The 15,582-nt window shown below is 39.1% G+C and carries 12 protein-coding genes, 1 pseudogene and 1 other annotated feature; of the genes and pseudogenes, 4 read left to right on the top strand and 9 right to left on the bottom strand.

Annotation, left to right across the window (positions count from 1 at the left end; all coding sequences use genetic code 11):
- Positions 1-93: 93 nt before the first annotated feature.
- Both MOZ64_RS06140 and MOZ64_RS06145 read left to right on the top strand, forming a co-directional pair.
- Positions 94-564 (top strand): divergent PAP2 family protein, encoded by a 471-nt coding sequence (locus MOZ64_RS06140; RefSeq protein ID WP_320325711.1) that lies wholly within the window; start codon positions 94-96, stop codon positions 562-564.
- Between the two features lie 25 nt (positions 565-589).
- Complete coding sequence (locus MOZ64_RS06145) at positions 590-847, top strand: NifU family protein (RefSeq protein WP_320325712.1); 258 nt, start codon at positions 590-592, stop codon at positions 845-847.
- A gap of 14 nt (positions 848-861) precedes the next feature.
- On the opposite strand, the gene MOZ64_RS06150 is transcribed toward MOZ64_RS06145, so the two are convergent.
- Positions 862-1,614, bottom strand: a complete 753-nt coding sequence (locus MOZ64_RS06150; RefSeq protein WP_320325713.1) for an esterase family protein — start codon at positions 1,612-1,614, stop codon at positions 862-864.
- A gap of 80 nt (positions 1,615-1,694) precedes the next feature.
- Here MOZ64_RS06150 and typA point away from each other — a divergent pair, with 80 nt between their 5' ends.
- Positions 1,695-3,530 (top strand): translational GTPase TypA, encoded by a 1,836-nt coding sequence (typA, locus tag MOZ64_RS06155; RefSeq protein WP_320325714.1) that lies wholly within the window; start codon positions 1,695-1,697, stop codon positions 3,528-3,530.
- A gap of 23 nt (positions 3,531-3,553) precedes the next feature.
- Here typA and MOZ64_RS06160 read toward each other — a convergent pair whose 3' ends face one another.
- From MOZ64_RS06160 to MOZ64_RS06195, 8 genes are all read right to left on the bottom strand, one after another.
- The gene (locus MOZ64_RS06160) at positions 3,554-3,988 is read right to left on the bottom strand and encodes a MarR family winged helix-turn-helix transcriptional regulator (protein ID WP_320325715.1); all 435 of its coding nucleotides are present in this window, start codon (positions 3,986-3,988) and stop codon (positions 3,554-3,556) included.
- A gap of 101 nt (positions 3,989-4,089) precedes the next feature.
- Entirely contained in the window at positions 4,090-4,548 is a 459-nt protein-coding gene (locus MOZ64_RS06165; protein WP_320325716.1) for a MarR family winged helix-turn-helix transcriptional regulator, read from the bottom strand.
- A gap of 109 nt (positions 4,549-4,657) precedes the next feature.
- The gene (locus MOZ64_RS06170) at positions 4,658-7,273 is read right to left on the bottom strand and encodes a valine--tRNA ligase (RefSeq protein WP_320325717.1); all 2,616 of its coding nucleotides are present in this window, start codon (positions 7,271-7,273) and stop codon (positions 4,658-4,660) included.
- A 30-nt stretch (positions 7,274-7,303) separates the two neighbouring features.
- Positions 7,304-7,507, bottom strand: a binding site (T-box leader).
- Between the two features lie 36 nt (positions 7,508-7,543).
- Positions 7,544-9,220 carry a M3 family oligoendopeptidase gene (locus MOZ64_RS06175; protein ID WP_320325718.1) on the bottom strand — a complete coding sequence of 559 codons (1,677 nt, stop codon included), beginning with the start codon at positions 9,218-9,220 and terminating at the stop codon, positions 7,544-7,546.
- Positions 9,221-9,279: 59 nt separating this feature from the next.
- A complete protein-coding gene (ptsP, locus tag MOZ64_RS06180) occupies positions 9,280-10,986 on the bottom strand; it encodes a phosphoenolpyruvate--protein phosphotransferase (RefSeq protein ID WP_320325719.1) in 1,707 nt (568 codons plus the stop codon).
- A gap of 124 nt (positions 10,987-11,110) precedes the next feature.
- Positions 11,111-11,722 carry an ECF transporter S component gene (locus MOZ64_RS06185; RefSeq protein WP_320325720.1) on the bottom strand — a complete coding sequence of 204 codons (612 nt, stop codon included), beginning with the start codon at positions 11,720-11,722 and terminating at the stop codon, positions 11,111-11,113.
- Between the two features lie 147 nt (positions 11,723-11,869).
- Positions 11,870-13,939, bottom strand: a complete 2,070-nt coding sequence (gene fusA / locus MOZ64_RS06190) for an elongation factor G (RefSeq protein WP_320325721.1) — start codon at positions 13,937-13,939, stop codon at positions 11,870-11,872.
- Positions 13,940-13,954: 15 nt separating this feature from the next.
- Positions 13,955-14,626, bottom strand: a complete 672-nt coding sequence (locus tag MOZ64_RS06195; RefSeq protein WP_320325722.1) for an ankyrin repeat domain-containing protein — start codon at positions 14,624-14,626, stop codon at positions 13,955-13,957.
- Positions 14,627-14,882: 256 nt separating this feature from the next.
- Here MOZ64_RS06195 and MOZ64_RS06200 point away from each other — a divergent pair.
- Positions 14,883-15,572, top strand: a pseudogene (locus MOZ64_RS06200) (Cof-type HAD-IIB family hydrolase); the annotation flags it as partial.
- Between the last annotated feature and the right edge of the window lie 10 nt (positions 15,573-15,582).

Here is a 15,582-nt window from a genome sequence, read left to right on the forward strand (position 1 = left end):
TTACGCTTTTATCAATTATTCATTAAGCATATCACTATTCTTTTATCATCTGTGTGATATAATGAACACAAGAAATCAAGGGAGGAAGGATTTATGACCATTCCTGCTTCACTTTTTCCATTAGTGACAGCACTTGTTTGCAATTTAATTGCACAAGTTCTCAAGACCATCTTTTATTATTTGAAATCTGGTGAATGGGACCTCCACTGGGTCGTAGCAAGTGGTGGATTTCCCAGTTCCCACTCTTCAACCGTAACCGGTCTTTCCATGGCCATCGGCATTCAAGAAGGATTTAATTCTGCGTTATTTGCCGTTACCGCTATTTTCGCATTCATCGTCATGTATGATGCTTGCCATGTACGTTACTATTCCGGAAAAAATATTGAATTAACGCAGCAATTGATCAAGGATCTCAAAGATGAAGCACAGATAAATATCGATTATGACGAACCCATTTATAAAGAGCAGCTCAAAGCTGTATTAGGTCATAAATTTACGGAAGTCATTGGTGGATTTATCATTGGTCTATTGGTTCCATTATTTATTAGCCCTTTATTTCTATAGATAGTAAGATAAGGAGATGCATACCATGTCAGCAGAACAAACAAACGAAGAACATATCCCGACAAAAAAAGAAGTCGAAGCATGTATTGATAAAATTCGTCCCTATATCCAACAAGATGGTGGTGACATTGCCTTTTTGGGTATTGACGAAAACAATGTTGTGTATGTCACATTCCGTGGTGCTTGCCAAGGATGCTTTATGGCCGTCAACGATTTTTCCAGTGGCATCAAATCATTGATCTTAGATGAAGTGCCTGGCGTACGAGATGTCATGCTTGTTTAAAAAGGCGATGTAGCTTAGACTACATCGCCTTTTAACATATGATCTATATAATATGGAAATTGTTTTTGCCACCAAGGCCAATCATGCGCTACATCATACCCCCAATAATCACACCAAGCATGAATGCCTTTTTCTTTAAAGATTTGTTCTAATTGTCGTAGATCTTTTGAAGTTTCTCTTTCCCAATCGCCTTGTCCTACACAAAAAATCATGGGATGTAAGTTGTATTTCCGAATATATGGATGATCCTTACCTATATTATATAAATAAGCCATGGGATTGTTTTGATACGTGATCTCATCATGATAACCAGCATAATATTGATCCATTTCATAGACGCCTGACAAGGCTAAAATACCATCAAACAAATCTGGAAAACGAAAGAAGAGATTGGTTGCATGGGTAGCTCCCATACTAGCTCCAGTTACCCACCAAGGCATGGAAGATCCAAAATACAGATCCGCTTCGGGTTTTAACTCATGAATGATATATTGGATCCAAGCTTCATGACGATCATAACGCTCTTTGGGATCACCATGATCATTGGACCACGTCTCCAGATCAATGGCATCACAAGCGATAAACCGAATCTTTCCTGCTTCAATTTGCTCAGCAACCGTCTCATACATATGCCGATCTTCCCATTCAAAAAAACGATTGTTTTGGGTTGGAATCACTAGACATACTTTCCCTGTATGTCCATAGATCTTGTATTCCATTTCTCGATCTAAATATCTCGAATACTTTTTAAAATATTTTACTAACATGCACATATTATAACATATTGCAAATTTTTATACTTTGAATTATACTTGTACTGTTTTTTAGACAGAAAGAGAGTGACACTATGTCCAATAGAGAAAAAATCTTGAACATTGCCGTCATCGCCCATGTCGACGCAGGAAAAAGTACGTTAGTTGATGCTTTCTTGCGACAAAGCGATGTATTCCGTGACAATGAAGAAGTCGTTGACTGTGTCATGGATTCCAATGATTTGGAACGTGAACGCGGTATCACTATTTATTCTAAGAACTGTTCGATCATCCACAATGGCGTAAAAATCAACATTGTTGATACACCAGGCCATGCTGACTTTTCCAGTGAAGTCGAACGAATTATTCGTACCGTAGATACAGTCATCTTATTGGTCGATTCCAGTGAAGGACCTATGCCACAAACACGATTTGTGTTATCCAAAGCATTGGAAATTGGTTTGAAACCCATCCTACTGATCAATAAGATCGATAAAAAAGATCAACGCGCCGAAGAAGTTGTTGATGAAGTATACGATCTATTCCTTGACTTAAACGCAACCGATGAACAATTGGACTTCCCTATTTTATATGGCGTTGCCCGTGAAGGCCGAGTCCAATACGATTTGAATACACCAAGCGACAATATTGATCCTTTGTTTGATACGATCTTAAAACATTGTGATCCCTATCCAGACAAAGATGATCAACCAGCTCAAATGCAAGTATCCGCTTTAGCCTATGATGATTATATTGGTCGTTTAGGTATTGGTCGAATCTACAATGGCGTCCTGCATCAAGGCGATACCTATATTCGTTGCAATGAGCAAGGTTTAAATGAGCGTGAAACCATTTCAAAATTATTTGTCTACAAAGGACTTTCACGTGTCGATGTCAAAGAAGCACACAGTGGTGATATTGTCGTCATTGCCGGTATGCCGGATATCAATATTGGTGATACCATTTGCGACCCAGAACATGTAGAACCAATGTCCCATATTCCTATTGAAGAACCTACCCTTTCGATGAACTTCCATGTCAATACTTCGCCATTTGCTGGTCAAAGTGGTAAATATGTGACAAGTCGGAATTTAAAAGAACGCTTGGAAAAAGAATTGGAAGTCAATGTTGGATTAAAAGTAGAAGAAACCGATAGTGCGGATTGTTTCAAAGTATCCGGTCGTGGTGAACTTCACATTTCCATCTTAATTGAAAATATGCGTCGTGAAGGATATGAATTGGCCGTTTCCAAACCAGAGGTTATCTTACATGAAGATGAAAACGGTCATAAGGTAGAACCCGTCGAAGAAGTCGTCTGCATTGCACCAGAAGAATATCAAGGTGCTATCATCAATAAATTGAATCTTCGTAAAGGTGTGATGCAAGATCTAAATGAAGAAAATGGCTATGTACGTATTACTTATCAAGTACCAACACGAGGTCTATTAGGATTCCGTACTGAATTTATCAATGAAACCCATGGTGAAGGTACACTGGTTCGTCGAATTTCTGGTTATGAGCCTTACAAAGGTGAAATTCCACAACGAATGCAAGGTGCTATGATTTCCAATGGAACCGGAACGGCTATGACCTATGCCCTCTGGAATCTGCAAGAACGAGGTACTTTATTTATTTCACCACAAACACCTGTTTATGAAGGTATGATCATTGGTGAAAGTGCCAAAAATATTGATATGGACGTCAATCCATTAAAAAATAAAAAATTGACAGCGATTCGATCCAGTGGACGAGATGAAGCGATGTTATTGACACCACCACGCATCTTTTCCTTAGAAGAAGCATTGGAATGGATCAATGATGATGAATTGGTAGAAGTCACACCTGATGCGATCCGTCTTCGCAAAAAAGGTCTAACAGCCATGGATCGTCGAAATTTATATCGTCAAAAAATGGCAGCCCAAGAACAATAAAAAACACGCAAATTGCGTGTTTTTTACTTATTATTCATGTCATATTCGATTCTTTTATTCAATGCATTTAAAATATGAGAAAAAGCCGAAATTTCTCTTTCATCAAAAGAATCAAATACATCTTCGATTTCGGTTTGACACCATTTTTTACATGCCTGGATTTCTTCGAGTACTTTGTTTGTTAATCGCACATATACAACGCGATGATCCTTTTCATATCGGATTCGCTGGATCCAACCCTTTTCTTCGTACTCGTTCATAAATTGGCTAGCGGCGGCAATACTAATGTCAAAATGTTTCGCCAGACCCGAAATCGTGACCTGATTATCTTTTGCCGTATAAATAAAAGAAATGATTTGAATATCTTTCATTTTATAAGAATTTTTAGTGACGGCAAAAGCATCTTTCTGCCATTCTAAAAAATTATTGATTGCCTCCAAAGCTTCTTGATGTGACATATTGTTTTCCTTTCTTCTCTATTTATATAGATATAAATATATCTATAATGAAGGAGAAAATCAACAAACAAAAAACGCACAATGTGCGCTTTTTGTAGAATCTAATTCTTTTTGTCACGGGGACTGATACTGATTCCCAGTTTTCCATCGATTGCTTTTAATATTCGTGAAAAAGCGAGTATTTCTTCATCGCTGAAATCAGCCAATACTTCATCTGCCCTCTCATCAATCTTTTGCAGACGTTCTTTAAATATATGGTTGATTTTTTCAGTAACCTTTACATGAACAGTTCGACGATCTTTATCCGAACGAATCCGTTCAACCCAGCCTTTATTCTCATAAGCTGTCACAAATTGACTAGCTGCTGCAGGGGTTACATTTAAGTGATACGCTAATTCAGACACAGTAACCATATGGTCCTCATGGGTTCGGTCAATGAATGCCAAAATGTGTAAATCACGCATCTTGAAACCTTCATACCAACTACTGTTTGTAGCAAAGGAATCCATTTGAAGATCCAAAAAGTAATTGATGGCATCTCTTGCTTTTTGTCGGGGCATTTCTTCTTTCCTTTCATCCTATACAAATCATTCTACTTGATTTGTATATTTTGTCAACAAATCTTATTAAACAATAAAATTTATAGACCCCCCCCCCGAATTTCAGCGACTATTTTGACAAAAGTTCATTTAATTGCTTTTCGGTTAAACCTAATTCCTGTTGATATTTTGCGAGTTTTTCTCTTTCTTGATTCACTTTTGCTTCCGGTGCTTTCGAAACAAAACCAGGATTGTGCAACATACCATTAGCTCGCTTGATTTCTTTATTTAAACGATCAATTTCTTTTGTTAATTTTGCCTTTTCTTTTTCTACATCGATCAAATCACCCATGGCACAAGTAAAGACAAATTGTCCAAGCGTACGTGATAAAATATCATCCGTATGTAGATCATCCACATTATGGCCATGACACATCTTATTCAATACCGCATTCGCATCTTTTGAGAGCTCATGCCAGCCACCCTTTTCATCACGTAAAGAAATGGTTAGATCTCTACTTGGTTTCATATCATAATTTGTCTTGACTTCACGAACCGTTTCAATGGTGGACATGACCAAATTCATTTCTTCTTTTTCAGCATCTGTATAAGCAAACGCAATGGTTTCTGGCCAAGATTCCACATTTAGACTTTCTTTATCATGTGGCAAATCTAAATAGATTTCTTCGGTCACAAATGGCATGAATGGAGACAACAATTTCAAAATATTGATCATAACCGTATATAGCACGGCTTTTGTGGAAGCAACCACCTTTGGATCTTCACTAAACAAGGTAGCCTTGCTTAATTCGATATACCAAGAACAAAAATCATTCCAAACAAAGTTATACAATTCGTTTCCAACAATGGCCAATTCATATTTTTCCATATTGTCTGTTACATGTCTCAATACTTCATTGAAACGAGATAAGATCCATTTATCGCTACTGGATAAATGTTCAGGATCTAAGACTGGTTTTTCATCACCAACTTGCATTTGTACATAACGAGCTGCATTCCAGATCTTATTGATGAAATTCCAAGCTGCATCCACTTTTGTTTCATCATAACGCACATCTTGACCTGGTGTTGAATTGGTGGTCAAGAAAAACCGTAAAGCATCGGCTCCTTTTTCTTGAATGACATCCATAGGATCGATTCCATTGCCTAGTGATTTAGACATTTTCCGACCTTGACTATCACGAACCAAGCCATGGATCAGAACATCTTTAAAGGGACGATCATGCATCGCAAAACGCGTTTGGAAAGCCATACGAGCAACCCAGAAGAAGATAATGTCATAACCGGTAACCAATGTGTCATTTGGAAAATAACGTTCCAAATCCGGTGTATCTTCTGGCCAACCCAATGTTGAAAATGGCCATAAACCCGATGAGAACCAAGTATCCAAAACATCCTCATCTTGGATCCATGTTTCCGTATCTTTTGGATCTTCCATGCCCACATAGATCTCACCCGTATCTTTATTGGTCCAAGCTGGTATACGATGTCCCCACCATAACTGACGAGAAATACACCAATCTTCGATATTTTCCAACCATTGGGTAAATGTTTTTTCAAAACGAGCCGGAACAAAATGAATTTTTTGATCCTCGTCTTGTTGACATTTTAATACTTCCTCTGCCAATGGTTTCATCTTCACAAACCATTGTTTGCTCAAATACGGTTCAACAATGACACCCGTTCGTTGTGAATGGCCAACTTGATGCGCATGTTCTTCAATATGATCCACGACACCAGCAGCCTCAAAATCTTTGACCAATGCTTCACGACATGCAAAACGATCCATACCGGCATATTTACCACACAGATCATTCATGGTACCATCTGGATTCATACAAATTGGCATCGGTAAATGATATTTTTTTGCCAAGGCAAAGTCGTTCGGATCATGAGCTGGTGTACATTTCATGACGGCTGTACCAAAACTCATATCAATATAATCATCTGCCATGATTGGCAATTCATCACCATTGGCTGGATTGATGGCGTGCAAGCCCACAATATCTTTGTAACGATCATCATCTGGATGGACAAAGATGGCCTGATCGGCAAACATTGTTTCAGGACGAGTAGTCGCTATCACTAATTCTTTTCCGGTTTCCACCACCTTGTATTTAAAATAATACATGTGACCCGGAATTTCTTTATGCTCCACCTCAATATTGGATAAAGCCGTCTTTGCTTCTGGATCCCAGTTAATGATTCGTTCTCCTTGATAAATCAAGCCATCATTATACAGATCCACAAATGTTTTACGAACCGCTTTAGAAAGGCCTTCATCCAAAGTAAATCGTTCTCTTGTATAATCCAAGGACAAACCAAGCTTTGCCCATTGACTCCGAATGGTCGATGCATATTCTTCTTTCCATTCCCATGCACGTTCCAAAAATTTTTCACGACCAATATCATAACGAGAAATGCCTTCTTCTTTTAATCGGGCATCGACTTTTGCTTGTGTGGCTATTCCCGCATGATCCATTCCTGGCAACCATAAGACATCATAGCCTCGCATCCGTTTATAACGAGCTAAAATATCTTGAATGGTTGTATCCCATGCATGTCCTAAATGTAGTTTTCCAGTTACATTTGGAGGAGGAATGACCATACAGTACGGATGCTTGCTCGTATCACCAGCTGTAAAGTATCCCTTGTCTAACCACGATTGATAGCGGTTTTCTTCTACGGCCAAATGGTCGTATTTTGGTGCCATTTCTTTACTCATATTCTCATCCTTTCCAAAAAAAAGCACATCCGAAAGGACGTGCTTTGACGTGGTACCACCTAACTTTGCATCAAATGATGCCTCATTCACATAACGCTGTGTCTGCGAGATCTCCTACTCTTTTCAAAGACCTAGCTCCTAGACTACCTTCATCTTTTTCACAGACCTCTTTTCACCAACCAGAGACTCTCTATCCTGCCACCAAAGATTACTCCTTCTATTCTTTGCTTTTCTAGTTAATAATAACGAAATAGAACACGTTTTTCAAGCTTAATATTTGGCCTTTGTTAACCAATGATACACAGGTTTCATCGTTTTTGCTAAGCAGCCTGGATCCAATGGTACGATCAGCCCAGCTGCTTTTACCAATTGACGAAATGGCAAAGTCCCCCCTAAAGAACATAGATGCTGATAATCTTTCAATACATGGTCATCCTTACGACACCAGAACTCCAACGCACAAACTTGTGCTAAGGTATAATCAATATAATAGAAAGGATCCATGAAAATATGTAATTGACGCATCCACCAACCGCCATTTTCTAAAAAAGGAATTTCTTCATAATTTTTATGTGGTAAATACTGTTTTTCTAATTGTCGCCAACGATCCATTCGTCGCAAAGGACCCCATTGAGGATGGGCATACACCTCATGCTGGAAATGATCTACCAAAGCTCCATAAGGTAAAAATTTAATAGCACCCGATACATGGGCAAACCGATATGCATCGGCTTTATTTCCAAAAAATCGATCCATCCATGGATGGGTAAAAAATTCCATCGACATAGAATGAATTTCACACGACTCATATGTCGGCCAAATACATTCGCTCGGTCTTATATCTTGGGAACAATACACTTGATAGGCATGACCCGCTTCATGGGTCAATGTTTCCACATCTTGATTGGTATGATTTCCATTCGCAAAGATAAATGGACTTTTGTAAGAAGGAATATATGTACAATAGCCGCCAGGTGCTTTATTAGGTTTTGCTTCTAGATCCATTAAATCATGATCCAACATATATTGAAAAAAAGTACCCGTAGAAGGACTCAATTCCTGATACATCTGTAAAGCCGATTGACATAACCCATCAATATCATCAATGGGTGTGGGATTGCCCTCTTTAAATTCCACTTTTTCGTCCCATGTATAGAGTTGGTCCAAGCCAAGTCTTTTAGTTTGTCGTTCATATAATTGTTGGGCAATCGGTACGACCACATCAACAATTTGTTTGCGATAGTTCGCAACATCCTTTTGATCGTAATCAAAACGATACATTCGTTTATAACCAAGTTCAATATAATTCTTATATCCTAGTTTTTTAGCCATTGTATCTCTGGTCTTGACCAGTCGATCATATATCTTATTTAGATCATCTTGATGTTGATCAAACCATCCCCAATAGGCTTTGGTGGCCCCTTTGCGAATGTTTCGATCTTTGGCAGTCATCAAAGGCTCCAATTGAGAAAGGGTGTATACCTTTCCATCCAGATCAATCTGACTGGACGCAATCAGTGCCTGATATTGAGAAGACAATTCATTTTCTTTTTGAAGTTCAGGAATGATCGCATCGGAAAACGTTTCTTGATCCATTTCCTTCGCTAAAAAATAAGTGATTGGAACATCCTTTTTTAATTGCTCACAATATGGACTTTGTAAGATCACAGCATCGGTTTGATGAAAATTCGATTGAATTTCTGGTAATACTTGATCCCAATAATCATTTTCTTGTTGATAAAAAGGATCTTTCGTATTGATTGAATGACGAATTTGACAAAGCGTCACATTCGATTCCAACTTCTGATCATATGCATCCAATTCATCAAAAGCTGCTTTAAATTGTGCATAAGAATCAGCCGTTTCTAAACGTTGTTTAAACGATTCTACTTGTTGTTGAATGTCTTGTTTCTCCATATGAGAATATGTATATTCATTAAATTTCATAGTTTGCCCCTAACTAAAAAAAGCCACAAAAGAGATCTTTTGTGGCTATGATTCCTAGACTACTTGCCTAAACGTTTTTTAATAACTTCTTGTACTTCTTCCATCGTTTCTTTTTCAACACATTCTGCAGCTAATGCTTGTGCATCCGCATAAGACATGTTGTTGATGGTCTTACGAGCACGAAGAATTTGTGTAGCACTCATGGAGAATTCATCCAATCCAAGTCCCAATAGAACAGGAGCCGCTAATTCATCACCAGCCATGGCACCACACATACCACACCAGCTTCCATTTTTATGCGCACCTTCAATGGTCATCTTAACCAAACGTAAGATACTTGGATTCAATGGTTGATATAAATAAGAAACATGTTCAGACATACGGTCAGCAGCCATTGAATATTGGATCAAATCATTGGTACCAATTGAGAAGAAATCAGCATATTTAGAGAATTGATCAGCCAATGCAGCAGCAGCTGGAATTTCTACCATCATACCAACTTCGATATCGTCAGCAACTTTTACACCTTCAGCAATTAATTTGGCTTTTTCTTCCTCATAGATAGCTTTGGCTTGACGGAATTCATTAATCGTTGCGATCATTGGGAACATGATCGCTAAACGGCCATAAACCGATGCACGACATAATGCACGAAGTTGTGTACGGAATACATCTTGTTCTTTCAAACATAGACGAATCGCACGATAACCTAAGAATGGGTTCATTTCTTCTGGGAATTGATAATAAGATAATTTCTTATCTCCACCAATATCCAAAGTACGAACAACGACACGTTTACCTTGCATTCCTTCTAGAACTTGTTTATATGCTTCAAATTGTTCATCTTCCGTTGGGAAATGATCACTGCCCATATATAGGAATTCCGTACGGAAAAGGCCAACACCTTCACCACCATTTTTCAATACACCAGCTACATCATCAAAACCACCAATGTTACCAGCAATATCTACCTTGTGACCATCTGGAGTAACGGTTTCCTGATTGACCAATACTTGTAATTCTTCTTTTTCTTTTGCATAAGCAGCCGCTTTCTCTTTATAGGCTTGAATGGTTGCTTCATCGGGATTTACGATCACTTCTCCATCTAAAGCATCCAATGCTAAGATATCTCCCGTCTTACATGCATCCATGACACCAGGACAACCAACAACAGCAGGAATTTCCAAAGAGTTCGCCATGATGGCGGAATGCGATGTCTTGCCACCAATTTCAGTCGCAAAACCTTTTACATATTCATTCAATTGCGCTGTATCACTTGGTGTCAAATCATGCGCTACAATGATCGAATCTTCATCGATTGCAGTTAGATCAGGAATAACCAATCCCAATAAATTACATTTTAAACGGAAAGTAACATCCTTGACATCAGCTGCTCTTTCACGGAAATAATCATTATCCATACTTTCAAACATAGTGACCATTTGATCAGCTACTTGTTCGGTCGCATATTCTGCATTGACCTTATCATTTTTGATCATTTGTTGGATCTGACCAGCTAATTCTGGGTCATTGACCATCATCAAATGTGCATCAAATACAGCTAATTCATCTGCTGCTAAACGCTTAGCTGCACGTGCTTTTACACCTTCGATATCTTTTACTGTTTTTTCAAGTGCTGCATCAAATTTCTTTAATTGTTCGTCCACATCACAATTTTCTTGTTTTGTGATGACTGCTTTTGGTGTTTCTAGTTTATAAACCTTGGCAACAGATACACCAGCACTTGCCGCAATACCTTTTAACATGATTTACGATTCCTCCTATTAATGCGTGATGAACGCTTTCATTCTATAAAATTTTAACACTATTCCCCTACTATCGCAACTAGTCCGAATCATAAAAAAAGTCCAAGCGAACTTGAACTTTTGTTTATTTGCTCCAGACCTTGCGCAAAGGTACACTGACCGCACAAGTTATAATACAACATAACACTGCCTCTAAAATGCCTTGTAAGCCAACCACTACCGCAACAAACGCAAATGGATTGGAAACATGTAAAGAAGTAACTAGATTTTGGATGTATTCTGTTTGATAAAAGAACAATACCAATGATCCCATAAAGAAGATGGTATTAAATACCGCTGCCAATAAACCAGCTAAAGCACAATTCAATTTTTCTTTCTTTGGCATAGCCTTATGCAGCGCCTTAAAAATCAAACCAGTACCCCATCCCATCAAAACACGGGCTACAACACAAACCACAAAACATGCCAATGGATTGATACTAAACATGGCCGTACCCATCGCACTTCGACCCGACACAGCACTAAACAGTGATGTCAAACCAAAAACACCACCCAAGATAGCTCCATCACCAGGCCCCATCACAACAGCACCAATAGCTACTGGAATGGTTAATAGACTCATTTGGATGGGTCCAATCTGTAGATACCCCAATGGTGTGTACGACATGACAAGAATGATGGCGATCAATAAGGCTAGTGCCGCCATACGACGTACCGAACTGTTTGATTGATTCATATTCAATTTTTCCTCCTACTCTCGTTCCAAATGGATACGATGTAAATAAATCAATAGGCAATAATGTCAATGACTGTCTTTCGATCAGTTTTGACTTGCCTTTTTGATTATACACCCTCAAAGAAAAAGACCCAAGAAAACTTGGATCTATTTTTGATGTTGAGCAATGATCTTCTGACTAATATTGTCAGGGACTGGATCATAACGATCCATTTCCATGGTGTAACTACCCAAACCTTGCGACATACTGCGAAGATCTAAAGCATAGCGTAACATTTCCGCCAATGGAACTTGTGCAGTAATGATCTGGTTATCATCCACAGGTTCCATGCCCATGATGGCACCGCGACGTTTATTCAAATCCCCAATAATGGTTCCTGTATAACTATCTGGCACCTCAATGGTCACATTCATGATTGGTTCCAATAAGATCGGATGGGCTTTGGTCATCGCATCTTTGAAAGCCAAGTGAGCCGCTAATTTAAATGCCATTTCGCTGGAATCCACATCATGATATTTACCATCCATCAATGTTGTTTTCAAATTGACCATCTTATAGCCGGCCAATGGTCCTGCTTCACAACATTCACGCAAACCAGTCTCAACAGCCGGGAAATATTGTTTCGGAACAGCTCCACCAAATACTTTTTCTTCAAAGACCATATCTTCTTGGTCCGCATTGGGTTCAAAGTCCACAAACACATGACCAAATTGTCCATGTCCACCGGATTGTTTCTTATGACGGCCTTCTCCGGTTGCTTTTTTCGTTATGGTTTCACGATAGGTTACTTTTGGATCCGCATGTGTCACATTGACTTTATATTTATTGGCCAATTTGCTTAATAATACATCTAAGTGCTGATCACCAATACCATACAATACCGTTTCTTTGGTTTCGGGATTGTTCACCACTTTAAAAGTAGGATCTTCCTCCAACAAACGAGTCAAACCCGTCGATAACTTATCTTCGTCATTTTTGGTCTTAGGGAAAACAGCTTGTCCATACATAGGGGTATCAAATGGAATCGGATCGGCCATCAATAATTTATCTTTTTCACACAACGTATCATTGGTATGCGTATTTTGAAGTTTGGTAACAGCACCAATATCACCTGTAAACAATTTACCAATGGCAGTTTGATGTTTTCCTTTGATTGTATAGATCGCGCTGATTTTTTCTGGTTGTCCATTGGATGCATTATAAACCGTTGAATCACTCGACAATACACCACTCAACACTTTTAAATACGAAATACGACCAACAAAAGGATCCATGATCGTTTTAAAGACCTGGGCGGTCAATGCCTCTGTTTCACTGGTCATTAATTCAACTTTTTCACCTTTTGGCGTGGTTGCGACATACAATCCTTTTTCCGAATACGTTGGAAAATAATCAACGATCAGATCCATCAAACGACGAATACCAATCATCTCTGTGGCACTTCCTGAATATACCGGAACAATTTCGCCATTTCGAATACCGATACGAACCCCACGAGTCAATTCCGCATCACTAAATGCCTCTCCCGAAAAGAATTTTTCCATTAATTCGTCATCACCCATGGCTACGGCTTCAGCAATCTGATCTTTGTAGATGCTCACGGCATCTTCCAATTCTTCTGGTACTGGTTGAGCTACGCTCTCATTGGCCTTTGGCCCTTTATAGTACCAAGCTTTATTACGAATGATATTGACAGAACCAACAATGGTACCCTCTTCGACGATTGGTAATTCAAAAGGAATGACATTTTTACCAAATTCTTCACGCAAGGCATCATAGGCACTTTCAAAATCAGTATCCGGATCATCCAGATGATTGATAAAGAAGATGGCTGGCTTTTTGGCTTGAACTGCCTTTTTATACGCTAATTTTGTTCCTGAAGTCAATGGATCACGAGCATCTGTAACAATTAAAATGTTGTCGCCAACCGCAAAACCAGCTTCTTGTTCTCCCACATAATCCAGATAGCCGGGCGTATCAATAAAGTTAATTTTCGAATCATCCCATTCAATTGGAATGATGGATGTATAAATACTTGCACCACGTTTAATTTCTTCCGGATCAAAATCTATCATGGAAGATCCATCTGACGTTTTACCAAAACGATCGGTCGCCTTTGTGAAATACAATAAAGATTCCATGACGGCTGTTTTCCCCGATCCACTATGACCCATAACGGTCACATTTCGAACTTCATTACTTAAATAATCTCTCATAGTCTATGGCTCCCATTATCTTAAGATTGGCTCCAATTGAGCACGATTGGATTCGCGGACATAATCCAAAGCTGTACGTCCTTGTTTATCGACCATATCTTTATCGGCATCATATGCCAACAATTTTTCAATCAAACTTGGATATCCGCCATAAGCCGCACGCATCAATGCGGTACAACCATTATTATCAAATAAGTTCACATTCGCATTGCGATCCAACAAAATCGCTACCGTATCTCTTTTAAAGGCAATGCAAGCTTCCATCAAAGCCGTACGACCAACTTCATCTTGCGCATTGATATCTGCACCTGCATCCAACAATACCCCCACACAACGATCACGTCCTAGGAAAGCGGCACGCATCAATGCGGTTCTGCCCCGATCGTCTTTCGCATTCACATCGGCACCAGCTAAAAGCAATGCCTTACAAATGGTACGATTTCCTTTTTTTGCGGCACCCATCAATGCCGTCTTGCCATTATTATCGGTCATATTGACATCTGCACCATTATCGATCAGCAACTGGACAATATCTTTTCGATCTCTTTTGGCAGCACGCATCAATGCCGAACGCCCATCCCCATTTTGATAGTTCACATCTGCACCTGCTTTTATTTGTGCGGCAGCCATCGGAAAATCACCATTTGCGCATGCATCCCAGAAAACTTTGTTGAAATTTTGATCCATTTTGAATCCTCCTTATATGATTGAATCAAGTATGAAAAAAACTGGATACACGAAATATCCAGTTATAGCTCTCGAAAAGAGCAACCATTCACGATGAAGAACACAACTGCAACTTGTCCTTGATTCATCTTGATCACTCCCTTCGTTTGATAATTCCATTATACTGATCGTATATAAGGGGTCAAATCAAGTGCCAATTTGGACAGAGATACTACCAAGATTGACATGTCTAAGCCATACTTATTATAATTTGATCATGATAAAAATCATTTTCTTCGATATTGATAACACCCTGATTCCTTTAGGCGCGACTCAAATCGAACCCAAGCTCATTCATGCTTTACATCAACTCCAAGCCAAAGGAATCAAACTCGTTTTAGCAACCGGACGGCCTAGTTTCTATGTACCTCATTTTGACCATATCCATTTTGATGCCTTTTTGACCTTTAATGGCCAATATTGCTTTGATCAAAATCAAACGATCTATGCAGATCCGCTCTCCCATAAAGATGTGATAACGGTATTACACAATGCCAAACAAATCCATAAAGCAGTGGCCCTGACCACCAATGAAAAGCTCGAAGCCACGTATTATCAACCCGAATTGGAACGTTACTTTACCATTGCCAACCAATCGTTATCCATCACCGATGATTTAAAGACGCTTTTAAACCAGGATATCTATCAAATGATGATCGCGACCAAAGAATATCAAGATATGCAAGTGTTAAAGAACACCCATCATCTACAAATCGTTCGATGGATCGATTTTGCTGCTGACATCATACCCCTAGGTGGTGGGAAAGCCAAAGGCATAGCAGCCATGCTCAAGCACTATGGCATCCATAAAGATGAGACCATGGCCTTTGGCGATGGTGGAAATGATGCGGAAATGATTCAATTTGCCCATATTGGCGTAGCGATGGGCAATGCCAAAGCAGAAGTCAAGGACATAG

This window comes from Absicoccus intestinalis (genome assembly GCF_033971885.1).
GTDB classification, from domain to species: Bacteria; Bacillota_I; Bacilli_A; order Erysipelotrichales; family Erysipelotrichaceae; genus Absicoccus; species Absicoccus intestinalis.

Bases quoted from the DNA above. Each gene is read 5' to 3' on its own strand.
- typA (WP_320325714.1), top strand. From the start codon at position 1,695: ATGTCCAATAGAGAAAAAATCTTGAACATTGCCGTCATCGCCCATGTC.
- MOZ64_RS06140 (WP_320325711.1), top strand. From the start codon at position 94: ATGACCATTCCTGCTTCACTTTTTCCATTAGTGACAGCACTTGTTTGC.
- MOZ64_RS06160 (WP_320325715.1), bottom strand. From the start codon at position 3,988: ATGTCACATCAAGAAGCTTTGGAGGCAATCAATAATTTTTTAGAATGG.
- MOZ64_RS06150 (WP_320325713.1), bottom strand. From the start codon at position 1,614: ATGTTAGTAAAATATTTTAAAAAGTATTCGAGATATTTAGATCGAGAA.
- ptsP (WP_320325719.1), bottom strand. From the start codon at position 10,986: ATGTTAAAAGGTATTGCGGCAAGTGCTGGTGTATCTGTTGCCAAGGTT.
- MOZ64_RS06175 (WP_320325718.1), bottom strand. From the start codon at position 9,220: ATGAAATTTAATGAATATACATATTCTCATATGGAGAAACAAGACATT.
- MOZ64_RS06195 (WP_320325722.1), bottom strand. From the start codon at position 14,626: ATGGATCAAAATTTCAACAAAGTTTTCTGGGATGCATGCGCAAATGGT.
- MOZ64_RS06170 (WP_320325717.1), bottom strand. From the start codon at position 7,273: ATGAGTAAAGAAATGGCACCAAAATACGACCATTTGGCCGTAGAAGAA.
- fusA (WP_320325721.1), bottom strand. From the start codon at position 13,939: ATGAGAGATTATTTAAGTAATGAAGTTCGAAATGTGACCGTTATGGGT.
- MOZ64_RS06185 (WP_320325720.1), bottom strand. From the start codon at position 11,722: ATGAATCAATCAAACAGTTCGGTACGTCGTATGGCGGCACTAGCCTTA.
- MOZ64_RS06145 (WP_320325712.1), top strand. From the start codon at position 590: ATGTCAGCAGAACAAACAAACGAAGAACATATCCCGACAAAAAAAGAA.
- MOZ64_RS06165 (WP_320325716.1), bottom strand. From the start codon at position 4,548: ATGCCCCGACAAAAAGCAAGAGATGCCATCAATTACTTTTTGGATCTT.